The sequence below is a fragment of the Acinetobacter sp. GN11 genome (assembly GCF_054823985.1).
In genome coordinates, this window is record NZ_JRVL01000150.1 from 66213 (window position 1) to 91581 (window position 25369).

A 25369-nucleotide genomic window follows, 5' to 3' on the forward strand; every position below is an offset into this window, starting at 1 on the left:
TTCGCCTTTTAAATCTTTCAGGAATAAAAAGAAAGGATACCAAGCTAGGTATCCTTTCCAAAGTCTTTTTTTTAATTAAACAGCGGCGGCAACAACCTGATCTGTACTTAAAACGCCTTGATCAATCAATCGGTTAGTACATGCAATAATTGCTTCAATTGATGAGGTGACTGTATTGTCATGAACACCTGCACCAAATGAGCCTTTACCAGTACCTTTCACTTGAAGTTCAATCAAGGTTAACGCTTTCGCATTTGCACCTGAACTAATACTGCGTTCTTCATAGTTCAACACGTCAATTGGTAACTGAAGCGCATTTAAGAATGCAGAAATCGGTCCGTTACCTTCACCACGAAGTTGTTGTGTTTCACCTTCGACAACAACATCAAGTTCGATGATTTGAGTACCATTAATGTCAGATAATCTGTAGTTTTTGACTGTGTAATGATGGTTTTTCACATCAACATACGTGTCTTTAAATAAGGTCCAGATTTCTTTTGCGTTAATTTCTGTACCATTATCATCAGCATATTGTTGAACAACCTGACTGAACTCGATTTGTAAACGGCGAGGCAACACAACGTTGTAGTTCGCTTCTAATAAGTAAGCGATACCGCCTTTACCAGACTGACTATTTACACGAATAACTGCATCGTAGTCGCGGCCCAAATCTTTCGGGTCGATTGGCAAGTAAGGCATATCCCAGATTTCTTCGTTTTTCTGGTACTCAAAGCCTTTTTTGATTGCATCCTGATGTGAACCAGAGAATGCAGTAAATACCAAGTCGCCTGCATATGGATGGCGAGGGTGTACCGGTAAGCCAGTACATTCTTCAACCGTTGCAATCACTTCATTAATGTTAGAGAAATCTAACTCTGGCGCTACACCTTGGGTGTACATGTTCAACGCAATCGCTGCAACGTCAACGTTACCTGTACGTTCGCCATTACCGAACACACAACCCTCAACACGGTCAGCACCTGCCATAATTGCAAGTTCTGATGCAGCAATACCACAGCCGCGGTCATTGTGGCAGTGAACAGAAATGATTACACCATCACGACGTGCCAAATTACGATGCATCCATTCAATTTGGTCTGCATAAACATTTGGCGTAGAAACTTCTACAGTCGCAGGTAAGTTTAAAATCACTTTATGGTCAGGACGTGCATCCCAAATTTCTGTGACAGCATCACAGACATCTTTAGCGACTTCTAATTCAGTTGCAGAGAAACACTCTGGGCTGTACTGGAAAATCCAGTCAGTTTGAGGATATTGCGCAGCATATTCTTTAACTTTTTGAGCAGCATTAATTGCTAATTGTTTTGCACCATTAACGTCTACATTCAACACCTTTTGACGGAAGGTTGGAGAGTTAGAGTTATAAATATGCACAATTGCACGTTTAGCACCTGCCAATGATTCAAATGTACGTTCAATTAAATGATCACGTGCTTGAACCAAAACCTCAATGTATACGTCATCAGGAATGTGATTTTCTTCAATCAACAAGCGCGTAAAGTCGAAGTCGATTTGAGATGCAGAAGGGAAGCCGATTTCAATATGTTTGAAACCGATTTTTACAAGCATTTTGAACATTTTGAATTTTTGTTCCATGTCCATTGGTTCAAAAATTGCTTGGTTACCATCACGTAAATCGGTGCTCATCCAGATTGGCGCTTTTGTAATTTCGTTATTTGGCCATTGGCGATCTGGTAAATCCACTCGTTGGTACATACGGCGGTATTTTTTGCTTGGGTCAGCCAACATCATGAGAAAACTCCTTGTCTCGTAGCGTAGTTGCTCTGGATATATTTAAAAGGCAACGTCTCTACAGTTATATATGGTATCTAATTAAGAAAAATTAAAGGGAATTTCAAAGTGCTGCTTTAGAAAGCAGACAAAATTTTTATACGCGCGCTTGGCGCAGCATCAGGAGTTGCGGATGATGTCTTGCTTGAGTAGGCTGGGCAAACAAGTAATTCGTTTTCATCTCTAGACCGTGAAATAATAAGTTTGATGGTTTGCTGGTAATCTTGATATTTAGATATATCACATCTAAACAACGATTACACCTTGTGCAAAATTCTTATAGTAATTTTAATCTTAGAAATTAGGAAATAATTTTCTAATTTTGCGCAGTTTTATGTTTTTGAGAAAATAATTTTCATATTTTTGCCATATTAAGGTAAAAGAAATTACATGATCTCAATAAGGCAAAAATAAATGTAGTTATAACTCTGCCCACTTTCGCATTAAATTATGGTAAATATTAGTGAGCTTAATCACTTCGCTATGGTTATCACCCAACTGTATTCTAAGGTTTTGTACAGTTTGATCTAAATTAAAGAGCATGTGACGTTCAGCTTCATCACGCACCATACTTTGTACCCAGAAAAAAGAAGCGATACGACAGCCAGCAGTAATCGCAGTCACTTCATGCAAACTAGTAGATGGATATAAAATCATATCTCCTGCTGGTAGCTTTACTTCGTGATAGCCATAAGTATCTTCTACGACAAGATCACCACCTTCATATTCATCAGGTTCACTTAAAAATAAAGTGCATGACAAATCAGTTCTAAGTCGCTCATTCGTACCCCGTATGCGACGAATAGAATTATCTACATGAAAACCAAAAGATTCCTGATTTTCATAACGATTAAAAAGTGGAGGGATGATATCAAGTGGAATTGCGGCAGATAAAAATAATGGGTGCTTGCCTAGTGCTTCAAGAATAATATTACTGAGATGATGGGTGAGTGGATGATCTTCAGGTAATTGCTGGTTGTGTTTTACAGTTGCAGAGAGTGTACCAGCGGTTACTTTGCCATTGACCCATTCAATCTTATCCATTTCATCACGAAAATATTGGACCTGTTCTTTACTCAATACGTTAGGAATATGGTGGATCACGGTGATACCTGCGAGTAATAATAGTAGAAAATTAAAATAGCCTCTAACAATAGAGGCTATTTTATATCAGAACCCATAAAAATATTATGGGATTCTAAGTTAACTTAGTATTTAAAGTTAATCGCTAGCACGGCACTACGACCTTCTGCTTCGGTTACATAATGTGAAGCATAAGCTTTTGGGAAGTAACGCTTATCAGATAAGTTGTTTAGGTTAAGCTGTAAATTAACATTTTTATTTACGTCATAACGAGCCATGGCATCGTAACGAACATAGCCTGGAACATATTTGGTATTTGCAGCATCACCATATACTTTATCCATAGCAACTGCACCACCGCCTAAGGTAAGTTGTGGTAATACTTTATAAGTTGTCCAAAGAGTTGCTGAGTTTTTAGCTACATTTTGTACTTGATTGCCGTTTGTTGGGCTTGGAACATAGTTGCCGTTACTATCTTTAGCATATCCACCGTCAACGATTTCACTATCTAAATACGTGTAACCAGCAGAGACTGCCCACTTTTCAGTAATGTTACCATTTGCACCTAGTTCAATACCGTCAACACGTGTTTCACCAATATTTCTTGTAAAACCGTCTGTGCCTAAAGCACGAGTATTGGTTTTTTCAGTACGGAAGATCGCAGCAGTTAAGTTTAAACGGTCATTTAATACATCCCATTTAGTACCTAACTCATAAGTTTTAACTTCTTCTGGCTTAAGATTGTTAATCGCTCTTGCTTGTTCATCGGTTGTGTTACGACCTGGAACACTAATTCCTTCTGAACCATCACCAGCATCTACGCCTACAGGGTTAGCTGAAGTTGCATAGCTCAAATAGATAGAGCCATTCTCAACAGGTTTAAATGTCACACCTGCTTGATAGTTAAAGAAGTCATTGCTTGAACTGTATTTTGTACCAGCTTTGATGAGTGATGTACCTGAACCTGAGTCCTTATTATATTTGACATCAGTATCAAATTTGTCCCAACGTACACCAAGATCAATTAACCATTGAGGTGTAATTTCAATATTGTTTAATGCGTAAATTGACTGGGTCTTAGACGTAATATTGGTAACATTTGGATTTGCTTGTACATGCCCCAACCATGGATCATTTGGATTAGGGTTGTTTAGGTCAGTACACCAGCCATTTGAGTTAGGCAATGAACAAGCATTATTTGCACCACTACCACCAATTTTTGAAGTATTTGGATCAGTTACGATGTTTGTGCCGCGATCTGAATCTTGCTTGCTATATTCAGCACCAATATTAAATTTATGCTTAAGCGAACCTGTATCGAACTTACCTTTTAATGATAACTGGTCAGTAAAACTGCTCGTATCGGTAATATTTGTGTTTACACGACGCCAAACCTTACCATTTACGATATTACCTTGACTGTCATCTGGTTGAGTCCACAAATAATTATTTTTAGACTTACCATAAACAGCAGTATTGCTAAGCGTCAAATCATCAGTTAGATCATGCTCAAGCTTAAGTGTGCCAATCTGGTTTTCTTGTTTTTGAAAATCACGATTTTTCCAACCGTAATAAGCACCTTGCTTAACATCCACTGGTTTACCAGCCGTTGCTTTTTTCACTGCGTCATATTGGTAAGGGATACCTGAGTCAGGTGTATCATCAGTTTTTAAATAGTAATAACTGAGTGTTCCACGAGTAGCACTATCCAAGCCGAAACTAATACTTGGTGCGATACCAGCACGTTTATATTCCGCACCATTACTTTGTCCAGCTTTGTCATTTTGATGACCCATCACTACAACGCGGGCAGCAACTCCATTACCAAAATCTTTATTGCCATCTAAAGTGACACGAGCGTAGTTATCTGTGCCTCCGGCAACAGAACCTTCAAGTGAATCGCCTTTTTTAGCGACTTTAGTAATCAGGTTAATGCTACCGCCTGAAGTACCTGCACCACCCAAAGCAGATGCAGAACCTTTAATGACTTCAACTTGGTCGACAGCAAACATTTCACGGTTTTGAGAAGTTGCATTACGAACGCCATCTACATACATCGAACTTTCTGAATTGTAGCCGCGAATGAAAGGACGGTCACCATTTGGGTTGCCACCTTCACCTGCACCTAAAGTAATGCCAGGAACTGTACGTAATGCATCTGCTAAAGTTGTTACTTTCGTATCTTCAATAAGTTGTTTTGAAATAACTGAAACTGATTTTGGAGTATCTAAAAGGGGAGCTACGAATTTAGAGTTTGCTGACTGATCTACTTTTAAAGATTCTTCTTGAGTCGCTTGAGCATGAATCGTTGGTAATTGTGAAATTGCTTCTTGTGCCATGGCTGTTGTTGCGATCATTGATAACGATGAAGCTATCGCAGATGAAACAATTTTTTTACGTGTTCTAATCAAAGACATGACTTCAGGACTCTAAAACTAAAAGGTTATGCGAATAATAATAATTCTTATTTATATGTACAGTTTGTGTTAATTGGATTTGCCAATTGAATTGTGAAGATAAAGTGAATGATTGAATGGGTAATTGTACTTTTATGTAGCTAATCTACTGATTCTTAGTAAGTGTTTATAAAAGCGATTAAATTTGGATTTTGATTGTAATTTTAGATTTATGAAGAATAACTAAAAAATTAGTTTTACTTAAGGCTTTATGAAAAATATTTAAAGAATCATAAAATTACTGTGAAATTTACGAGAATAACGACCTTAACTTAAATGAAGTGGTCGGTTAATTTTGTATATCTGGAAAGTTGTCATATAATACAGCACTTTTAAAAAAACTGTTCCTACTCACTAATTTTTATCGAGGAAGCCATGCAAGTAACGACTGAAGCGGTTTCGGGCGTTGCCCGTCGTTTAAATGTTTCTGTACCGACGAGCCGTATTAACGAGCAATTTGAAGCTCGTTTGAAACGCACTGCCAAAACTGTGAAGATCAACGGCTTCCGTCCAGGTAAAGTGCCTGAAAACGTTGTTCGCCGCGAATACGGTGCGGGCATTTATCAAGAAGTTGTAAATGACATCATTCGTGATAGCGTTTTTGAAGCAATTCAACAAGAAAAAATCAATGCGGTAGGTATGCCGAACATTGATAAAGTTGAACATAAAGAAGATGCTTTAGTTTTTGAAGCGACTGTAGAAGTTTATCCAGAAGTTGCAGTACAAGCATTCGACGGTTTAGAAGTTGAACGTAAAACAGCTGAAATTAAAGATGCTGACGTTGATGCTATGATCGAAAACTTGCAAAAGCAACGTCAAACTTGGGCTGTTACCAAGGGCATGGCGAAAAAAGACATGCAAGTGACTTTTGACTTTGAAGGCACTATCGACGGTGAAAAGTTTGAAGGCGGTTCTGCTGAAGACTTTAAACTCGTATTAGGCGCAGGTCGTATGATTCCTGGCTTTGAAGACGGCATCGTTGGCATGAAAGCTGGTGAAGAGAAAGTAATTGATGTTACTTTCCCTGAAGACTACCAAGCTGAAAACTTGGCTGGTAAAGCTGCTCAATTCAAAATCACTGTGAAGCAAGTTGAAAAATCAAAACTTCCAGAAATTGATGCTGAATTCTTGAAAATCTTCGGTGTAACTGAAGAAGAAGGCGTTGAGAAATTAAAAGCTGACGTTCGCAAGAATATGGAACGTGAAGTTCGCAATGGTTTACGTAACCAAGTTAAACAAGCTGCTTTTGATGCACTTGTTGCTGCGAACGAAGTTGAAGTTCCAACTGCAATGGTTGCTCAAGAAATTGACCGTCAACGTCAACAAATGGTTCAACAGTTCACTCAACAGTTCGGTGGTGCAGGCGCGCAATCTTTTGACAAGAGCATGCTTCCTGACGAATTGTTCAAAGAGCAAGCAGAACGTTCTGTTAAGCTTGGTGTATTAGTGAGCAAAGTTTTAGCTGACGCTAAACTTGAAGTTGATCAAACTCGCGTTGATGCTTACATTGACGACATGGCTTCTTCTTACGAAGATCCAACTGAAGTGATTGAATACTTCAAAAATGATGCTCAACAACGTGCTCAAATTGAAGCTGTTGTATTAGAAGATCAAGTTGTTGATCACATCTTAGCTGCAGCTAAAGTGACTGACAAACCTGTATCTTATGATGATTTGTTAAAAGAACAACAAGCTCGCCGTATGGGCTAATCTTTTAAGAAGTCAGAAAAAGGCGCTTTAGGCGCCTTTTTCGTTTTTCAATATGTGGTTAATTTGAGTGCGACATTAAGTACTTAGGTATAAATAATATAATATTTCAGTGCGAACCTTTTGCAATTTGAGAAATTATCCCGCATATTGTTGCCATAGGTTAAGTCACAAAAAATTTAGGAATAAATAACGTATGTATGTTCCAACAATTGAAAATGCTTTAGTTCCTGTTGTGGTTGAACAATCTTCTCGCGGCGAACGTTCTTTTGATATTTATTCACGACTTTTACGTGAGCGCGTCATTTTTTTAACAGGTGAAGTTGAAGACAACATGGCAAATCTAATTGTTGCCCAAATGTTGTTTTTAGAAGCTGAAAACCCTGATAAAGATATCCACCTTTATATCAATTCTCCAGGTGGTTCTGTGACAGCGGGCATGGCTATTTATGACACGATGCAGTTTATTAAACCTGATGTCGTAACATATTGTATGGGCCAAGCTGCTTCAATGGGTGCATTCTTGTTAAATGCTGGTGCTAAAGGCAAACGTTATTGTCTAGAAAATGCTCGTGTCATGATTCACCAACCATTGGGTGGTTTCCGCGGTCAAGCATCGGATATTGAAATTCATGCGCGTGAAATTCTATTTATTAAAGAACGTTTAAACCGCTTAATGGCAGAGCACAGTGGTCAAGACTACGAAACAGTTGCTCGTGATACCGACCGTGATAACTTTATGACAGCCCAGTCTGCTAAAGAATATGGTTTAGTTGATCAGGTGTTAAGTAAGCGTCCATAAGGACCTTCTTATATAAATAACTTGAGATGTTGAAAAAGATCTCCATTTAGTTATTTATGCAGTGCATCTTGCCCTAATATTTAAGATTCTATTTGTGGAGTGAATATGTCCGAACATCCTCAAGGACAAAAACATTGTTCATTTTGCGGTAAAACGCAGTCTGAAGTCGGGAAACTGATTGCAGGTGAGGACGCATATATTTGTAATGAATGTGTGGATGTCTGCTTAGACCTTGTACAAACCAGCCAACAGGTTGAAGCAGGGGACTGGGCGAGTAAGGCATTGCCAAAACCACATGAAATACGTGCTGCGCTTGATCAATATGTAATTGGTCAAGATCTTGCCAAAAAGACGTTATCTGTTGCGGTTTATAACCATTATAAACGCCTAAAAGTTGGTCATAATGGCCATGTGTCTAAAGAAGTAGAAATTGCTAAAAGTAACATTCTACTGATTGGACCTACAGGTTCGGGTAAAACTTTACTTGCGCAAACATTGGCTCGCCTTTTAGACGTTCCATTTGCAATGGCAGATGCAACGACATTAACCGAAGCTGGTTATGTGGGCGAAGATGTTGAAAATATTGTACAAAAGCTTTTGCAAAAAGCGGACTACGATGTAGAGAAAGCTCAGAAGGGCATTATCTATATTGACGAAATTGACAAGATTACTCGTAAATCTGAAAACCCGTCAATTACGCGTGATGTGTCTGGTGAAGGCGTACAGCAAGCATTGTTAAAAATGATTGAAGGTACAGTGGCTTCTATTCCTCCGCAAGGTGGACGTAAGCATCCGCAGCAAGAATTTATCCAAATTGACACCTCGAATATTTTGTTTATTTGTGGTGGTGCATTTTCTGGTTTGGAAAAAATTGTACAGCAGCGTCAAGAGAAAGGCGGTATTGGTTTTACAGCTGATGTTAAAAACAAAGATGAAACCAAAAAACTTGCTGAATTGTTCCGTCAGGTTGAGCCAACCGACTTAGTGAAATTTGGTTTAATTCCAGAATTCATTGGTCGTTTACCAGTGATTGCGACACTTGAAGAGTTGGATGAAGAAGCATTAATGCAAATTTTGACTGAGCCAAAAAATGCATTAACTCGCCAGTATCAATATCTTTTCACTATGGAAAATGTTGATCTGATTTTTGAAGATTCTGCATTACGTGCAATTGCGAAGAAAGCACTTGAGCGTAATACGGGTGCGCGTGGTTTACGTTCTATTATGGAAAACGTACTGCTTGAAACTATGTACGATTTACCTAGTCGTACTGACGTTGGGACAGTCATTATTAATGAAGCAGTTATTAATGGTGAAGCAGAACCTGTTTATAAAGCAGAGCGTCAACCTAAAGAAGCTGCAACGCATGAAAGTGTTGCTAAGGCAGATTTAAAGGTTATTGATTCGAAGTCTGCATAGAGATTTCATTCATCTAAAAAGCATGAATCGCGCGAGTGATTCATGCTTTTTTTGTTTTCAATTTATGTGCGCGGTGTTAATCTTAAAAATACAAAATACGCATAGTTTTGCGTTGTAAAAAATAAATCAAAAACAAAACGCTTTGAGGGATGCCATGCGTTATTTAATCGTATCTTTGTGCTGTGCCGGATTGTTTGTGGGCTGTCAAAGCTCATCTCATTTAGAAAAAAATACGGGTGAATTGACTGCAACTTTACCTAAAGTTGATGTTGAAAAAGAACCCGGACTATTAGACCAATATCACGTAGGTGGTTTTGCCGTGGGTGGTTGGGTTAATCAAAAATTGGGTCAGACATTTGTTCCGATCAAACCACAAAATGCACAAGCTGCTGTCGTTTATCTCTATCGACCAGATACAAAATGGAATCGTCAGGAAATTGCTGCGATTAACCTGTTTGTAAATGGCAAGCGAATTCCGAGCCTGCTACATAACCATTATTATTGGATTGAATTGCCAGCAGGGACTTATCGCCTTTCTGCAAGTCGACCTTTATTGGGTATTCATTTTCAAGAGCCAAAATATATGGATATAACTGTTGAGGCAGGAACGTCTTATTATTTGAAATATGATGAAGAAAATAAAATGGACCGAGGTGAACACACTGGCCCATTTATGTTAATGCAAGATAATATTGGCCGTAGAGAGATAGCATTTACCGAGTTGAAATCTTCAAGCTACAACTTTGTAGCAGAAGATGCGTCAGGTAAGATTCGACATAAACCACAAGAATTAAAACCTGCCAAATATGATGAAAAGTCAGATGTACATCTGATTAAGCCTTTTAAATTATGGAATCCTTTAACTTGGTAATGACCTGTCAAAGATAAAGAAAAGTTAAGACTTTTCTTTATCTTTCATTAATGGGGCAATAATTTTAAGCATCTCTTCTTGCATATGATCTCTTGCTTTAGGGTCATTAAAGGTCTGTTGTCCTAACTCCATCATATATTCTGAAATTTGCCCCATAATCTGCACGTTTTTACGCGTAATCGATTGGCCTTCTGGGGTTTTTAAAAACTTCAGATTCGCCTGGATCTCTTCTTCAGAATATGTCTTTAAGTAAATATCTTGTAAGGCTTGTGTAGTTTTAGGATTGCTGATGAGTTGGTTACTTGAATCTTTCAATAGTAACCCAAGCTTTTTCGCAGCTTCTTTTTCTTTTGGACCTAAAGTTTTGATGCCTGTGATATTACCAATGATCTGTTCTGCTTGTTGATCATAGTAAGGCGTTAATTCATTAATTGATTCTTTAAGCAAGAAATCAATTTGGCTCATTTGCATGAGTTCTTTTACTGAACTTAATTTGGCAGGAGAGGCAAATAAGCTTGTGGTGATGCAGCTTAGGCAGAGGCTAATTGAAAGATTTTTAAGAATAGGGCGAATAGTCATGAAATGACCTATATTCAATATATGGCGAGAGAGTGCATTTATTAATAGCACAGATTGAAGAAGTAATTGTTACAATTCTTTTCAGATTTTAAAATAAAAAAAGAATGCATAAAAAAAGCACCGGATTCGGTGCTTTTCTTGATTAGCCTGCCGCAGCGTCGACTACTGGAATTTTTCCAATTTTCGCTTGCCAGATTTTTGGAGCAATTGCATGAATTGATGTACCGTTTACATCAACTGCAACAGAAACAGGCATATCTTCAACTACGAATTTGTAGATTGCTTCCATACCTAAGTCTGCAAATGCAACAACTTCAGCTTCGCGAACAGCTTTAGATACAAGATAAGCTGCACCACCAACTGCCATTAAGTAAGTTGCTTTATTGTCTTTGATTGCTTCAATTGCTGTAGGACCACGATCAGCTTTACCGATCATACCGAATAGACCAGTATGCTCTAATACTTTACGTGTGAATTTATCCATACGTGTTGCAGTTGTAGGACCAGCAGGACCAACGACTTCGTCACCCACTGGATCAACAGGACCAACGTAGTAAATAAACTTACCTTTAAGATCAACTGGTAATTCTTCACCGTTGTCGATCATTTCAACCATACGTTTGTGAGCAGCATCACGACCTGTATACATTGTTCCGCTAAGAAGTAATGTATCACCCGGTTTCCAAGAATCCATTTCTGCTTGAGTAATGGTATCGAGGTTTACGCGTTTAGATTTTGAAGAATCCCAAGTTACAGATGGGTAGTCTTCAAGTTTTGGTGCCTGAATATGAGCTACACCAGAACCATCAAGCTGGAAGTGAGCGTGACGGGTAGCAGCACAGTTAGGAATCATACCTACTGGTTTACCAGCAGCATGACATGGGTAATCTTTAACTTTAATATCAAGAACAGTGGTTAAACCGCCAAGACCTTGTGCACCAATACCAAGTGCGTTTACTTTTTCAAAGATTTCGAGACGAAGTTCTTCGATTTTGTTTTCTGGCCCACGGCGAAGTAATTCGTCCATGTTGATTTCTTCCATGAGCGCTTCTTTAGCAAGCATCATGGCTTTTTCAGCAGTACCGCCAATACCAATACCAAGCATACCTGGAGGACACCAGCCTGCACCCATTGTTGGTACAGTTTTAAGTACCCAATCAACAATCGAGTCAGATGGGTTAAGCATCGCAAGTTTAGATTTGTTTTCTGAACCGCCACCTTTAGCAGCAACAGTAATATCTACTTTGTTACCTGGAACGAGTTTGTAGTGAATTACAGCAGGAGTATTATCTTTTGTATTTTTACGACCAAATGCAGGGTCAGCAAGTACAGATGCACGAAGAACGTTGCTATTTTCAAGGTAACCTTGGCGAACACCTTCATTTACTGCATCGTCTAAGCTCATTGTTAAATCAAATTTAACATCTAAGCCCACTTCAAGGAAAACGTTAACAATACCAGTATCTTGGCAAATTGGACGATGACCTTCCGCACACATGCGAGAGTTAATTAGAATCTGTGCAATTGCATCCTTTGCAGCTTGGTTTTCTTCGCGATCATAAGCACGGCTCATCGCTTGGATAAAGTCTTGCGGGTGATAGTACGAAATAAACTGTAGGGCGTCCTTGATCGATGTAATCAAGTCATCTTGTTTGATAATCGTTGTCATACCAGAAAATCTCTTGAGCGGGCTGTTAGCTAGCGGGCTAAATTATATGACAAAAATACAGTGTTGTGGGAGATTGGTTGATCTTTTGACCGAAAGTCGCATAAGAAGATTTGAAGTGATTTAAAAGCCAGAAATCGGAAAATTATTTATTTTTGAGTGACTAAAATAAAAAAAGCCATTTGAGCGGACATCAAATGGCGAGAGGTAGAACTGGATAAAATTATATTAATTATTTGGCAGCTGCTTGCTGCTCGGCTTGAATTGCTGTTAACGCAATAGTAAAGACGATGTCATCTACTAATGCTCCACGAGACAAGTCATTAACTGGCTTGTTTAGACCTTGCAGCATTGGCCCAACGCTCACGACATTGGCAGCACGTTGTACCGCTTTGTAAGTCGTATTACCCGTATTTAAATCTGGGAAAATAAATACATTTGCACGACCAGCAACACGTGAGTCTGGTGCTTTTTGACGTCCCACACTTTCAACTGAAGCAGCATCGTATTGAAGTGGACCATCAATCAGTAAGTCAGGGCGGCGTTGCTGAGCAATTTGAGTTGCTTGCTGTACCTTCTCAACATCTGCACCTGTTCCAGAAGTACCGGTTGAGTAGCTGATCATGGCAATACGTGGGTCAATTCCAAAAGCTTTAGCCGAGTCAGCAGACTGAATCGCAATTTCAGCCAGTTGTTCGGCTGTCGGGTCTGGGTTAATCGCACAGTCGCCATACACATAAACTTCATCTGGCAAAAGCATAAAGAAGATGGATGAAACCAGTGAATAATCTGGAGCCGTTTTGATGAGCTGGAATGCTGGGCGGACCGTATTTGCTGTGGTGTGTACTGCACCGGAAACTAGGCCATCTACTTCGTCTAAAGCCAACATCATGGTTCCAAGCACTACGGTATCCTGGAGCTGTTCTTTCGCTTGAAGTTCGTTGAGCTTCCCTTTACGGAGTTCAACCATTGGTGCAACGTATTGATCGCGAATACTGTCAGGGTCGACAATTGCCAATCCGGCAGGTAATTCAATACCACGTGCTTTTGCAACATCTTGTACCGCATCTGGTTTAGCCAGCAAAATACAGTCAGCAATACCACGTGCCTGACAAATTGCCGCAGCTTGAATGGTGCGTGGCTCATCACCTTCAGGTAGTACAATTCGTTTTTTCGCTGCAATCGATTTTTGCACCAGTTCATGACGAAAAGCCGATGGCGACAGGCGAGGAGTAGCTGCATTGTTGCTGTGCTGTTTAAGCCATTCGACATCAATATGACTTGAAACAAAACGAGTCACTTGTTCCGCACGTTCAGTATCATCGACGGGAATTTCATTACCAAAGTCAGATAAACGCTGAGCAGTTTCTAATGTATTGAGACGTGTATGTAAAATCGGTAAGCCTTGCTTGATCGCATTTTGGCAAAACTCTAAAAGCTCAGGTGCTGGTGCTTCTCTTTCGGTAAGTACCAAACCTGCCAGAGGAATACCATTACTGGTCGCCAAACTACTTGCCAGTAATACGTCGGTACGTTCAGATGCACTAATAATCAATTCACCTGCAATAAACTTATTCAGTTCATATTCAATGCTTGAAGCGATTAAACTCGAATGCAAAATACGACGTGTTTTAGCTTCACCTTGATGTACCCATTGCCCATCAATGACATTCGCAATATCAAGTGTTCTTGGTACGCTTAGCGTGTTACTAAATGGAACTAGTCCAATAATTGGTAAATCGCTAGAGCCAAAATAACGATTATATTTTTGCAGTTCGGTCGTAAATTTTGCGATTTCTTCAGTCGGTCGTAACGATGGATCAAACGCAACAGGAATTTGTGCTGTTTCTTCGGTTAATCCACGGGTACGCATGAAAAGTACACCCGCAGTACGATTTGAAGCTGCTCCGCCAAATTGACGTAAATGAGCATCTACTTTTTCTGCGGCTTTTTTCGGATTTTGAATATCTGCTGTACTGACCAAGACGACTTCTGCATCAAGTGCTTGTGCAAGACTTGCGTTGAGTTCACTGGCAAAGTGGTCTTGTCCGTTAGGTAATAAGCCTTCCACAATAATAACATCGTGGTCTGCTGCAACACTACGGTGAAGGCTAACAGCTTCTTCAAGTAATTCATCTAATTCCCCAGCGGCAATAAGCTGAGTTAATTTTTCATGCGAAATAGATTGAACTGTTTTACTTTGAAATAAATGACCGAATAATGAAGTGGTTCGATCAAGATGCTCTTGGTCTTCTTGAGAAAATGGTTTTAAAAAGCCAGCTTTAATCCCGTTGCAATCAAGTGCGTAAATCATGCCTAAACAGGCAGAGGTTAAGCCAACCCCTTCGCCTGTAGGAATCAATAAAATTGTATTCATATAAACCTATAAATAAATATCGAGTTTTCGCTGAGCTCTAATTAAGCAAGGCTTGCTACAGATGCTGTATTTTCTGCCGCTTCAACAACTTGACGAGTTTCTTTGGCAATACGACCTTCTTCATCTGTTGGAATGACCCAAATTTGTGGTCCTGTTCCATTGTCGATTCGCCCTTCAGTGCCACGCTTTAAGTTGTTGTTTTGATCTTTATCAAGCTGCAAACCAAAATGAGGTAGATAAGCTAAGGTTTTTTCACGAATATAAGCTGAGTTTTCGCCAATACCGCCTGTGAAAATTAAGCCGTCTAAAGTTGGTAAGCCACAGCTTAATGCAGCAAGTGATTTAGCAAGACGGTAACTAAACACTTCAATAGCAAGACAAGCATCTTCATTGCCATTTTCAGCAGCTTCAATCACTGTACGCATGTCATTAGACAGTTGAGATAAGCCTAGTAAGCCACTTTCGTTATTTAAAACTTTATCAATTTTTGCTAAATCCCAACCGAGGTTTTTCGCAAGGAAGCTATGTAAACTTGGGTCAACGTCACCACTACGGGTTCCCATTACCACACCTTCAAGTGGAGTGAGGCCCATAGACGTATCAACACTTTGTCCATTCCATACTGCGCAAGTTGAACTGCCGTTTCCTAGATGGGCTGTTAACCATCCACCTTTTTTCAGGTTGCCTGCGAGTTCACTCGCTTTGTCAGAAACATAGGCGTGGCTTGTACCATGGAAGCCATAACGGCGAACGTTATGATCTGTAAATAAAAACTTAGGAATTGCATAACGGTAGGCATGCGGTGGCATGGTTTGATGGAATGCAGTGTCAAATACGGCAACTTGAGGTAATTCAGGAAATAGACGTACGGTTGCGTCAATACCAATTAAGTGTGCTGGGTTATGAAGCGGAGCCAAAGGCGTTGCTGCACGAATACGTTCAATAATTTCAGGAGTGAGTAATTCTGCTTTGGTTAAACTGCCGCCGTGTACAACACGATGTCCGATTGCTTGCGGTTTGTAGTTGGCAAGACGTGCAAGTAAAGTTTCTAAAGCTTTGGCATGGTCAGCATAGGGAATTGAAAGTTCAAGTGGTTCTCCCCCAACTGTAATTCCCTTAATACGAGCGTCAGCTGCTCCCAAGTTTTCTGCTAAACCGTAAATACGATCTTCACGACGATCTGAAACCAGCGCGTATTTAATAGATGAAGAGCCGCAATTGATAACTAATACTGATATAGCCACGTTGAAATACCCAAGTCCTGATTTAAAATAGTTTTCCTAACTTCCTGTTCAAGATGTATTATTTTTCGATACAGATTGAACGGGTTGTCCTGTTTTAACATGTGTTGTTTTTCTGTCCAAGATAGACTTTAGCCCATTAGACTTAAGCACTATCGACCATCAAATTATTTGTCACTAATATTTGTCCAGTATAAAGCTTAACCACTGTATTCCTTGTTTTTTTATGAAGATAGAAACGGTTTTTTTGTATACATTTATGAAAAATAAAACCTGAACCAAATATTCATTTTAAATGCCAGAAGCCGATCGTTTATTAAAAGGGTGAACAACTTCGTTAAATTAAATTTTAAGCATATATTACAAATAATATACGTAATTGAAATTAAGATTTAACGGTATTAGTGGAAATTAAAAAGAATAAAACATAGGGTTATTAGAACTAAAAATTAGAGTGAAAAGCCCATCGCATCTATAGCGGTAAATCTATTTTATTATATTGATTTACAATAATTTTACCGTATTTTTAAGGCTAAGCTTAACTGTAAATACACCTAAATATTAAATAAATCTTTTGTCTCAAACATAGACTTGCTATGCCTTTAAAGCTTGTGCTGAGGTTATTACAGCAGAATTGGCTGGGGTTGCATGTCTCTTTTTGCCTGAATAATATTGTTCATCCTTTTTCAAATGATCATAAAAAATATATCATTTGGTCTATTTTTATTTTCCGGCTTATCCGGTTGTACAGGAGCGTCCAGCATGGACTTGCCGAATCCAATATTGGCAAAAGTGACCGAGCGTGTAATCGCACGTAGTCAAAAAACTCGTTCTGCATATTTACAACGTATTGAACATGCACAAGGCAAATTTCCTGCTCGTGGAGCACTTTCATGTGCCAATCTGGCTCATGGTTTTGCCGGCATGGAAGATAATGAAAAATTAATTATTAAAGTAGGCCGCGAACCAAATATTGGCATTGTGTCGTCATATAATGAAATGCTATCGGCTCATGCACCGTATAAAACATTTCCAGATTTAATTAAAACAGCCGCTCGTGAAAATGGGGGAGTAGCACAGTTTGCTGGTGGCGTACCTGCGATGTGTGACGGTATTACCCAAGGTAATGCTGGCATGGAACTGTCATTGTTCTCTCGTGAAACGATTGCAATGAGCACAGCGATTGCATTGTCTCATAACATGTTTGATGCAGCTTTATGTTTGGGTGTTTGTGACAAGATTGTACCAGGCTTGTTGATTGGTGCTTTGCAGTTCGGCTATTTACCGACTATTTTTGTGCCAGCTGGCCCAATGAGTAGTGGCTTATCTAATGATGAGAAAGCCAAAATTCGCCAGCAATTTGCAACTGGCCAAGTTGGCCGTGATGCTTTGCTAGAAGCTGAGTCAGCTGCTTATCACGGACAAGGGACTTGTACTTTTTACGGTACAGCCAACAGTAACCAGATGCTGATGGAAGTGATGGGTTTACATTTGCCAAGCGCTGCATTTGTTCATCCTCATACACCATTGCGTGATGCGCTTACCGCAGAAGCTGCGATTCGTGTACTTGATTTAACAGTTGAGCGCGGAAACTACACGCCGATTGGTCATGTGGTTGATGAAAAAGCAATTATAAACGGCATTGTGGCATTACTCGCTACAGGCGGTTCAACCAACCATACTTTGCATTTGATTGCGATTGCTCGTGCCGCTGGTGTCTTGATTGACTGGGATGACTTCGATGAGTTATCGGCTGTTGTTCCATTACTCGCAAAAATCTATCCAAATGGTAAGGCCGATGTAAACCATTTCCAAGCTGCTGGTGGGGTGGCTTTCCTCATTCGTAACTTACTTGAAGCTGGCTTGTTGCATAACGATGTAACGACAGTGGCTGGTAAAGGATTGCAGCATTACACCAAAGAACCAAAACTGATTGATGGCAAGCTCACTTGGGTTGATGGTGTGGTTCAAAGCCTTGATGATAAAGTCTTACGTAGCATTGATGCGCCGTTTCAACCAGATGGTGGATTACGTTTAATGCAAGGTCGTCTTGGCCGTGGTGTTATCAAGATTTCTGCTGTTGCACCAGAACATCGCAAAGTTAAAGCTCCAGCAATTGTGTTTGATTCTCAAGAAGCAGTACAAGCAGCATTTGATCGTGGTGAGTTACATCGAGATTTTATTGCAGTTGTTCGTTTCCAAGGTGCGCGTGCTAACGGTATGCCTGAATTGCATCGCTTAACGCCTGTATTGGGTGTTTTACAAGATCAAGGTTTCCACGTTGCTTTAGTTACTGATGGACGTATGTCTGGTGCTTCAGGCAAAGTTCCTGCGGTGATTCATTTATCTCCAGAAGCCTTGCTAAATGGGCCGATTGCTAAAGTTCAAACAGGCGATATGTTGATTATTGATGCTGAGGCTGGCGTACTTGATGTTGAAATAGATGAACAGACTTGGCAGTCGCGTCCTGTTGCACAGCCAGAACATCAGGCAGAAAACGAAGTTGGTTTTGGCCGTGAATTATTTGGTGTTTTCCGTGCTGCTGCTGCGCCAGCTGAACATGGAGCATCTGTATTTGGTGCATTGGTTGGTGAAACTTCACCAGAGCAGATTTGAGTCAAAGGAACTGAAAAATAATGATTAAAATTGAAGATATAGTCAAATTAGGTCCAGTCATTCCAGTATTGGCATTTGATTCTGCCGAGCAAGGTGAAGATGTATCACTTGCTTTACATGCTGGTGGTGTAAAAGTCCTTGAAATTACATTGCGTACCGCTGCGGGTCTTGCTGCTATTGAGCGTGCGAGCCAATTGGCGGATGACATTGTGGTGGGTGTAGGAACGATTACCAAGCCAGAACATTGTGCTCAAGCTAAAAAAGCAGGCGCTCAATTTGGTGTATCTCCTGGTTTGACTAAAGATCTGCATTTGGCTGCACAAGATGCTGGCTTACCTTTATTACCGGGTGTGATGACACCAAGTGACCTGATTCAGGCGATTGAGTTAGGTTATGAGATTGTGAAGTTCTTCCCAGCTCAACAGGCAGGTGGAGTTGAGATGCTAAAAGCATTTTATGGTCCATTTCCAAACTTACGTTTTTGCCCGACTGGCGGAATTACGGCAGAGTCAGCGCCAGATTTCTTAAAGCAACCAAACGTAGTGTGTGTAGGTGGTTCATGGTTAACGCCTAAAGCTGCTGTAGCTGCACAAGATTGGGCTGAAATTACTCGTTTAGCGCAAATTGCGAGTCAGTTGAGAGCACTGTAAATGTAGTCAATATCTATAAAAAATGAAGTGCATTCTATGTACTTTAAGGCTGTATTGAGGTGGCCAGTTTGTGCTGGTCACACCTAAATATAAAAATTTAGTGTCTTAACAGTAGGAATTACTGTGGTTGAAGACCTTTGTTTGGGCAGTGTGCCTAAATAGCATTATTCCAAGGAGAAGTATCACATGGAGACCGTTCAGGGTGGCATGTTGCTTATCTACACTGTAATCGCGATTATTGCATTGGTTGTCATGATCGCGAAGTTCAGAATTTATCCATTTCTTGTTCTTATTATTGTTTCACTCGGTTTAGCTTTAGCTGTTGGCATGCCAATGGGCGATATTGTTAAGTCATATGAAGCTGGTACTGGTAAAACCTTGGGCCACCTTGCGATTGTCATCGCACTCGGAACGATGCTCGGTAAAATGATGGCCGAGTCGGGTGGTGCTGAGCGAATAGCAATTACTTTAATTAAATGGTTTGGTGAGAAAAATATTCACTGGGCCATGATGTTTATTGCCCTTATTGTGGGGCTGCCTGTATTTTTCGAAGTGGGCTTCGTACTCCTTATTCCAATTGCTTTTAACATTGCCAAAAGAACAGGCAAGTCGTTATTGGTCGTAGGTTTGCCGATGGTCGCAGGGTTGTCCGTTGTGCATGGTTTGATTCCACCACATCCAGCAGCATTGTTGGCAGTACAGGCATATCACGCTGATATTGGTAAAACAATTGCCTACAGTTTGTTAGTGGGCGTACCAACGGCGATTGTTGCAGGGCCATTGTATGCGCTATGGATCAATAAATATGTCAAATTGCCTGAGAACAATCCGTTGTTTAAGCAATTTGTTGAGGTAGACAAGAAAGAAACTCGTGAGCTACCAAGCTTTGGCATTACCTTATTTACGATTATGTTGCCAGTAGTGTTGATGTTGATCGGAAGTTGGGCTGATCTTTTCTTTGCCCCACAAACTTTCGCAAACGATTTACTACGTTTTATTGGTACTTCTGATATTGCATTACTTATTGCTGTGCTGGTCAGCTTTATTACCTTTGGTACGATGCAGGGCTTTAACCGTGAACAGATCGAAAAATTCTGTGGCGGTTGTTTGGCTTCTATTGCCGGAATCATGTTGATTGTCGGTGCTGGTGGCGGTTTTGGCGGTATTTTGCGTGACAGTGGTATTTCTAATGAGATCGTTTCTACAGCCTTGAAGGCAAATTTGTCACCGTTATTGTTGGGCTGGTTAGTTGCAGCATTGATTCGTTTGGCAACAGGATCGGCAACAGTCGCTATGGCTACTGCTTGTAGTATTGTTGCTCCGATTGCTGCTACAGCTGGTGTTGTCGTTAGACCAGAACTTTTAGTACTTGCCACAGGCTCAGGTTCATTGGTTTTCTCACATGTAAATGATGCGGGATTTTGGTTAATCAAAGAATATTTTGGTATGACCGTGGGGCAGACACTCAAGACTTGGTCGGTATTGGAAACGATCATTTCAGTATTGGGTTTATCTTTCACGCTACTGCTTAGCACTATTTTATAATTAAAGGTGAGTAATCCATGATTGTGATTGCAATGGGTGTCTGTGGAACAGGTAAAACCCTGATTGGTGAATTATTATCAGAGCGTTTGGCTTGTGAATTTCTCGACGGTGATACGCTTCATTCGGCTGCAAATAAAAGTAAGATGAGCCAAGGTATCCCTTTAACTGATGATGATCGTCTGCCATGGTTACAGGCCATTCGTCAGGTGATTGAAACCAAACAAAGAGATGGTGAAACAGCTGTATTTACATGCTCATCTTTAAAGCGCATGTATCGCGATATTTTGAGAGGGCAAGATCAGAATGTTAAGTTTGTGTACCTCAAAGGCTCTTATGAATTATTACAACAAAGACTTGCAGCACGATCAGGTCATTTCTTTGATCCATCATTGCTACAAACCCAGCTTGATACATTAGAAGAACCAGATCTTCATGAAGCAATAACGATTGATATTACTTTGACACCGGAACAGATTGTTGCGCAAGTCATGCAGCAACTTGGTGTAGTTAGTGATGTCTGCCAAGAATAATCATAGAAAAGTTTAAATGATAAAAATAAAAACGCCTGATATTGATCAGGCGTTTTTTGAAGTGTTAAATCGGTTATTGGCGAATTTGACCGTCACCTAACACAATCCATTTTTGAGAAGTTAAGCCTTCTAAACCAACTGGACCGCGGGCATGAATTTTATCTGTAGAAATACCAATTTCTGCGCCTAAGCCATATTCAAAACCATCAGCAAAACGAGTTGAGGCATTGATTACGACTGAGCTTGAATCTACGCGAGCCAAGAACTGACGAGCCAACGTGTAGTTTTCAGTCACGATTGCATCGGTGTGATGTGAACCATATTTGTTGATATGGTCAATTGCTTCATCAATGCCACTCACTACCTTAACTGCAAGAATTGGCCCTAGATATTCGGTGTACCAATCTTCTTCTGTCGCTGGTTTTACAGAGGCACCTAAAATACGGCGTGTTTCTGGACAGCCGCGGAGCTCAACTTGTTTTTCAGCATACAGTTCAGCAATGCGTGGTAAGAAAACATTTGCAATTTTTTCATCAACGAGCAGAGTTTCCATCGCATTACAAACGCCATAACGATGTGTTTTAGCATTTAAAGTAATCGGTAAGGCTTTTTGCAAGTCTGCTTGTGCTTCAACGAATACATGGCAGTTACCATCAAGATGCTTAATGACAGGAATACGCGCTTCATTAGTTACACGTTCAATTAAGCTTTTGCCACCACGTGGAACGATTACATCTACATATTCAGTCATGGTAATGAGATGACCAACAGCCGCACGGTCAGAAGTGTTAATCACTTGCACTGAATGTTCAGGTAAGCCAGCAACTTTTAAGCCATGCTTAATTGCTTCAGCGATTGCTTTATTTGACTCGAGTGCTTCTGAACCACCACGCAAAATAATGGCATTGCCCGATTTAATCGCTAAAGATGCAGCTTCAAGGGTTACGTTTGGACGTGATTCGTAAATCATCCCAACAACACCTAGAGGTACTCGCATTTTTCCAATTTGAATGCCTGTGGGGCGATATGCAAGATCAGTAATTTCCCCAATTGGATCGACAAGTGCGATCACATCTTTAAGACCTTGCAACATTCCTTTAAAACGTGCGGGTGTCAGTTCAAGACGATCAAGCAATGCGCTGTCGAGCTGATTGCTACGACCTTTATCCATGTCGATTTGATTCGCTGCCAAAATTGCTGCCTGATTATTTTCTAAAGCAGTATAAATAGCAGAGAGCGCATGGTTTTTTAGTGAGGTAGAAGCACTTGTAAGGACACGAGAGGCCTGACGTGCTTGTTGCCCAACTGTTTGCATATATTGTTCAATTGAATCGTGCATAGCATTTTTTAATCATTTACCAATGACTAAGATAGTAGCAGTCAAATGCGGAACAATGAATGGCTTTTTTTGAAAAATGTGACCGCCATAAAAAAACATTTAAATATTTTGCAAACTATTAGCGACTTAAACAAGATGAGCGGTCATTTGAGCGATTGCGTATATTTCACACAATTGTTTAGAATGTTATTGTGCAATACAAACTAATACAAATTTTAAAGTTTTGTGCATAAAAGGTTACGTGTTCAAGAAGGAACTCTTGCAGCATAAAAAAATTACAGCAAGGAGGAAGCAAGGATATGAATTCCATTATTCAAATGGATTCGGAGATCAACCAAGCTTATGCCGGTTTTGGCTTTTTCGATATCTACCATAGAGATAGTTTTAAACAACCTGCTCGGACAACATGGATTGACGGCTGGAAAATTGAATATATGGCTATTGCCGATCCAAAAACGATTCACAATACGCCAATTGTGATTGTGGGTGGTGCTTTCCAGAATTTTAATTCTTATAAATATTGTGTTGAACAATTATTTGAAAGCGGTCCTGTCATTTTAATTGATTTACCTTCTATGGGCGCAAATCAGCAAATTACTAATCGGGATACAGGAGTATCTGCGGGTACTTTAGAGCTACCTGATTTGTCTAAAATGTTGGGGCGCTGGTTAGATATTGTTGGACTACAAAAAGTTTCTGTGATGGGAATGTCTTTGGGATCAGTAATCGCATCTTGCTTCGCTTATCATCGTCCAGAATTAATGGACCGCATGATTTTGATGGGTGTTATGCAAAAGACCCGAAAAAGTTGGCGAATGATTTTGGAAGAGTCGCTCAAGCTCATGCAAGAAAACCGCATGGAAGAGTTTGGGCAAGCTGTAATTTTATATTTAGTTAATCATGCAAAATTAGATAAAACCCGCATGTCACCAACAGCTAAAAAATTATTTTTTAGGCAAATGGCTGAATTTACGGGCACAGAGCGAGAACGTTATGAAATTAACTGTAATCGTCTTTTGCGTTTAACTGATGTGCCCATTCCAGAGTGTAAAACGCTGGTTGCAGCAGGGCAGTATGATAGCTTTACTCTGCCTCATGAAAATGCGAACTTTGCTTTGCAATGCCCTGATATGGAATTTGCACTGATCGCAAACGCAGACCATGTACCTCAATTGCAGCGCCGTAAAGAAACCATGAGTTTGTTCACCTCATTCTTGAAAGGGGAATCTATCCAAAATCTGGATGGGATTATTCCCATGACACGTGAACAAATGCAAAACATGGAACGCCGTGGTGAAGAGCGAGTTCGGGTTTTGCAGCCAAAAACTCAACTTACTCATCGAGAGTCTGATGTACAGGTATCTGTGCAGATTGTTGATGTTACTTTCTTCGGCATGTATTTAAAAATGGATGATGTTTCGCAGCTTGGTTTTGTGAACGATCATCCGCGTGACTTGGCACTGCATTTAGAAGATGAGGAAGGTACTTTTGCAATTGAGTGCTTAATTTTTGAAAGTACAGAGCAGGGTATTCGAGCTTTATTTAAACATGGTAGCTTTGAGCTTGCTGATCGTTTAAGCCGTTTTATTGCTCGTCAAAAACAAGCAGCTTAATAATATTGTTATAGATGGAAGCTCGTTTATTTCGAGCTTCCATTTTTTATATTTGTCATTTTATTTGCGCGTGAATAGTCCAGACCAAGTCACCTAAATGTTGCTCATGACTATCTTGAGAAGCTTGTCCAAAGAAAATTTGTGGTTGTTCCACGCTAACTTGATCAAACTCTGTATCTTTAAAAAAGTCTTCAACTTCTTTTGGGTTTTTAAAGTGAAAACTAAACGAGCTTCGAGACATTAATTTCAATAATTTACTACTATTCCAGATAATACTGGCAAGTTTGTTTTTAACTGGTTCAGGATAGAGGTCGGTTAAATAATGAAAATTTTTAAAAGAAGCGCCATAGTGAGCAATCGATTGAATCAGCTGTTTTAATAAATCTTTATCAAAATAATTAATTAACCCTTCACTGATTACAACCAATGGGCGATTGGGGGCAAACACTTCAAATGCTTGTGCAAAAGCTTCTGTAAATAAATCAACTGATAAAACTTCAGGTGCATTTTTTTCAATTTGCTGTAACGCATTTTGTTTGGTTTGCGCCATATCGGGTAAATCAAGCTCCCGATAGGTAATTGAAGGGTAATGCTGTCTAAACCACCAACCGCGTGGAGACAGGCCACATGCTATTTCTAGAACTTGTAAATCAGGACTTTCTTGAATGAGTTGTTCTAAATGGTGATCAAGCATGGTGTGGCGTTGTTTGAGCGTAGTGCGCATGCTACCGCCCACATATTTCTCAGCCCAAGATTCTATCGGATGAACCAAATACGCCAGTGATTTGCCTTTGGTTGTAGCAAGTGCTTCATGAGAGATCCCCATTTGATACCAGATATAGCCTGTATAATGGGCTGTAAAAGAGATATGGCGGTGTTTTGAAAGTTGTTGTGTCATTCGTCCTGAGCTCAATTTATTGTTTTTCTGTGATCTTAATTGCCTGACTATAAGATCTTGTATTGAAATTATGTCATTTAAGCTGACTAGTACATCACGGCGGAGTTTTACTGTGTAAATGTTTCATTTCGGGAGTAACCTTCGGTTCGACCTACTTTTGTTTTG

The 25369-nt window shown here is 39.9% G+C and carries 19 protein-coding genes; 9 read left to right on the forward strand and 10 right to left on the reverse strand.

Annotated features, from left to right (window positions below):
• Positions 1 to 75: 75 nt before the first annotated feature.
• From leuA to NL42_RS13180, 3 genes are all read right to left on the reverse strand, one after another.
• Positions 76 to 1773, reverse strand: coding sequence for a 2-isopropylmalate synthase (gene leuA, locus NL42_RS13170; protein WP_461313069.1), 1698 nt, complete (start codon positions 1771 to 1773; stop codon positions 76 to 78).
• Positions 1774 to 2232: 459 nt separating this feature from the next.
• Positions 2233 to 2916, reverse strand: a complete 684-nt coding sequence (locus NL42_RS13175) for a Fe2+-dependent dioxygenase (RefSeq protein ID WP_461313070.1) — start codon at positions 2914 to 2916, stop codon at positions 2233 to 2235.
• Between the two features lie 104 nt (positions 2917 to 3020).
• Positions 3021 to 5312 (reverse strand): TonB-dependent receptor, encoded by a 2292-nt coding sequence (locus tag NL42_RS13180; RefSeq protein WP_461313071.1) that lies wholly within the window; start codon positions 5310 to 5312, stop codon positions 3021 to 3023.
• Positions 5313 to 5726: 414 nt separating this feature from the next.
• Here NL42_RS13180 and tig point away from each other — a divergent pair, with 414 nt between their 5' ends.
• The 4 genes from tig (at position 5727) to NL42_RS13200 (ending at position 10150) form a co-directional block, all read left to right on the forward strand.
• Positions 5727 to 7061 carry a trigger factor gene (tig, locus tag NL42_RS13185; RefSeq protein ID WP_336165992.1) on the forward strand — a complete coding sequence of 445 codons (1335 nt, stop codon included), beginning with the start codon at positions 5727 to 5729 and terminating at the stop codon, positions 7059 to 7061.
• Between the two features lie 193 nt (positions 7062 to 7254).
• Positions 7255 to 7860, forward strand: a complete 606-nt coding sequence (clpP, locus tag NL42_RS13190; protein WP_003654845.1) for an ATP-dependent Clp endopeptidase proteolytic subunit ClpP — start codon at positions 7255 to 7257, stop codon at positions 7858 to 7860.
• Between the two features lie 105 nt (positions 7861 to 7965).
• Complete coding sequence (clpX, locus tag NL42_RS13195) at positions 7966 to 9279, forward strand: ATP-dependent Clp protease ATP-binding subunit ClpX (RefSeq protein WP_005302193.1); 1314 nt, start codon at positions 7966 to 7968, stop codon at positions 9277 to 9279.
• A 154-nt stretch (positions 9280 to 9433) separates the two neighbouring features.
• Positions 9434 to 10150, forward strand: a complete 717-nt coding sequence (locus NL42_RS13200) for a DUF2846 domain-containing protein (protein WP_005036950.1) — start codon at positions 9434 to 9436, stop codon at positions 10148 to 10150.
• A 24-nt stretch (positions 10151 to 10174) separates the two neighbouring features.
• On the opposite strand, the gene NL42_RS13205 is transcribed toward NL42_RS13200, so the two are convergent.
• From NL42_RS13205 to NL42_RS13225, 5 genes are all read right to left on the reverse strand, one after another.
• On the reverse strand, positions 10175 to 10729 hold the full coding sequence (locus tag NL42_RS13205) for a DUF2059 domain-containing protein (RefSeq protein WP_461313072.1): 555 nt from the start codon (positions 10727 to 10729) through the stop codon (positions 10175 to 10177).
• 142 nt (positions 10730 to 10871) lie between these two features.
• Positions 10872 to 12398 (reverse strand): fumarate hydratase, encoded by a 1527-nt coding sequence (locus NL42_RS13210; protein ID WP_461313073.1) that lies wholly within the window; start codon positions 12396 to 12398, stop codon positions 10872 to 10874.
• A 229-nt stretch (positions 12399 to 12627) separates the two neighbouring features.
• Positions 12628 to 14772: a phosphate acetyltransferase gene (gene pta / locus NL42_RS13215; protein ID WP_461313074.1), complete on the reverse strand. Its 2145-nt coding sequence runs from the start codon at positions 14770 to 14772 to the stop codon at positions 12628 to 12630.
• A gap of 41 nt (positions 14773 to 14813) precedes the next feature.
• Positions 14814 to 16016 (reverse strand): acetate/propionate family kinase, encoded by a 1203-nt coding sequence (locus NL42_RS13220; RefSeq protein WP_461313075.1) that lies wholly within the window; start codon positions 16014 to 16016, stop codon positions 14814 to 14816.
• Positions 15998 to 16117 carry a hypothetical protein gene (locus NL42_RS13225; protein ID WP_461313076.1) on the reverse strand — a complete coding sequence of 40 codons (120 nt, stop codon included), beginning with the start codon at positions 16115 to 16117 and terminating at the stop codon, positions 15998 to 16000. The genes NL42_RS13220 and NL42_RS13225 overlap by 19 nt, the downstream gene beginning before the upstream one ends.
• Positions 16118 to 16775: 658 nt before the next feature.
• Here NL42_RS13225 and edd point away from each other — a divergent pair.
• From edd to NL42_RS13245, 4 genes are all read left to right on the forward strand, one after another.
• Positions 16776 to 18629, forward strand: coding sequence for a phosphogluconate dehydratase (gene edd, locus NL42_RS13230; protein ID WP_461313077.1), 1854 nt, complete (start codon positions 16776 to 16778; stop codon positions 18627 to 18629).
• Between the two features lie 20 nt (positions 18630 to 18649).
• Positions 18650 to 19279, forward strand: coding sequence for a bifunctional 4-hydroxy-2-oxoglutarate aldolase/2-dehydro-3-deoxy-phosphogluconate aldolase (gene eda, locus NL42_RS13235; RefSeq protein WP_461313078.1), 630 nt, complete (start codon positions 18650 to 18652; stop codon positions 19277 to 19279).
• Positions 19280 to 19465: 186 nt separating this feature from the next.
• On the forward strand, positions 19466 to 20824 hold the full coding sequence (locus tag NL42_RS13240) for a GntT/GntP/DsdX family permease (protein ID WP_005036945.1): 1359 nt from the start codon (positions 19466 to 19468) through the stop codon (positions 20822 to 20824).
• A 17-nt stretch (positions 20825 to 20841) separates the two neighbouring features.
• Entirely contained in the window at positions 20842 to 21354 is a 513-nt protein-coding gene (locus tag NL42_RS13245) for a gluconokinase (RefSeq protein ID WP_461313079.1), read from the forward strand.
• A 73-nt stretch (positions 21355 to 21427) separates the two neighbouring features.
• On the opposite strand, the gene NL42_RS13250 is transcribed toward NL42_RS13245, so the two are convergent.
• Positions 21428 to 22693, reverse strand: a complete 1266-nt coding sequence (locus tag NL42_RS13250; protein ID WP_461313080.1) for a glutamate-5-semialdehyde dehydrogenase — start codon at positions 22691 to 22693, stop codon at positions 21428 to 21430.
• A 299-nt stretch (positions 22694 to 22992) separates the two neighbouring features.
• On the opposite strand from NL42_RS13250, the gene NL42_RS13255 reads away from it, so the two are divergent.
• Positions 22993 to 24306, forward strand: a complete 1314-nt coding sequence (locus tag NL42_RS13255) for an alpha/beta fold hydrolase (protein WP_461313081.1) — start codon at positions 22993 to 22995, stop codon at positions 24304 to 24306.
• Between the two features lie 55 nt (positions 24307 to 24361).
• Here the strand turns inward: NL42_RS13255 and NL42_RS13260 are convergent, their stop codons facing one another.
• A complete protein-coding gene (locus NL42_RS13260) occupies positions 24362 to 25204 on the reverse strand; it encodes a class I SAM-dependent methyltransferase (protein ID WP_461313082.1) in 843 nt (280 codons plus the stop codon).
• Positions 25205 to 25369: the final 165 nt, after the last annotated feature.

Bases quoted from the DNA above. Each gene is read 5' to 3' on its own strand.
- tig (WP_336165992.1), top strand. From the start codon at position 5,727: ATGCAAGTAACGACTGAAGCGGTTTCGGGCGTTGCCCGTCGTTTAAAT.
- pta (WP_461313074.1), bottom strand. From the start codon at position 14,772: ATGAATACAATTTTATTGATTCCTACAGGCGAAGGGGTTGGCTTAACC.
- NL42_RS13260 (WP_461313082.1), bottom strand. From the start codon at position 25,204: ATGACACAACAACTTTCAAAACACCGCCATATCTCTTTTACAGCCCAT.
- NL42_RS13205 (WP_461313072.1), bottom strand. From the start codon at position 10,729: ATGACTATTCGCCCTATTCTTAAAAATCTTTCAATTAGCCTCTGCCTA.
- NL42_RS13210 (WP_461313073.1), bottom strand. From the start codon at position 12,398: ATGACAACGATTATCAAACAAGATGACTTGATTACATCGATCAAGGAC.
- NL42_RS13180 (WP_461313071.1), bottom strand. From the start codon at position 5,312: ATGTCTTTGATTAGAACACGTAAAAAAATTGTTTCATCTGCGATAGCT.
- NL42_RS13200 (WP_005036950.1), top strand. From the start codon at position 9,434: ATGCGTTATTTAATCGTATCTTTGTGCTGTGCCGGATTGTTTGTGGGC.
- NL42_RS13255 (WP_461313081.1), top strand. From the start codon at position 22,993: ATGAATTCCATTATTCAAATGGATTCGGAGATCAACCAAGCTTATGCC.
- leuA (WP_461313069.1), bottom strand. From the start codon at position 1,773: ATGATGTTGGCTGACCCAAGCAAAAAATACCGCCGTATGTACCAACGA.
- NL42_RS13245 (WP_461313079.1), top strand. From the start codon at position 20,842: ATGATTGTGATTGCAATGGGTGTCTGTGGAACAGGTAAAACCCTGATT.
- clpP (WP_003654845.1), top strand. From the start codon at position 7,255: ATGTATGTTCCAACAATTGAAAATGCTTTAGTTCCTGTTGTGGTTGAA.
- edd (WP_461313077.1), top strand. From the start codon at position 16,776: ATGGACTTGCCGAATCCAATATTGGCAAAAGTGACCGAGCGTGTAATC.
- NL42_RS13225 (WP_461313076.1), bottom strand. From the start codon at position 16,117: ATGTTAAAACAGGACAACCCGTTCAATCTGTATCGAAAAATAATACAT.
- clpX (WP_005302193.1), top strand. From the start codon at position 7,966: ATGTCCGAACATCCTCAAGGACAAAAACATTGTTCATTTTGCGGTAAA.
- NL42_RS13250 (WP_461313080.1), bottom strand. From the start codon at position 22,693: ATGCACGATTCAATTGAACAATATATGCAAACAGTTGGGCAACAAGCA.
- eda (WP_461313078.1), top strand. From the start codon at position 18,650: ATGATTAAAATTGAAGATATAGTCAAATTAGGTCCAGTCATTCCAGTA.
- NL42_RS13240 (WP_005036945.1), top strand. From the start codon at position 19,466: ATGGAGACCGTTCAGGGTGGCATGTTGCTTATCTACACTGTAATCGCG.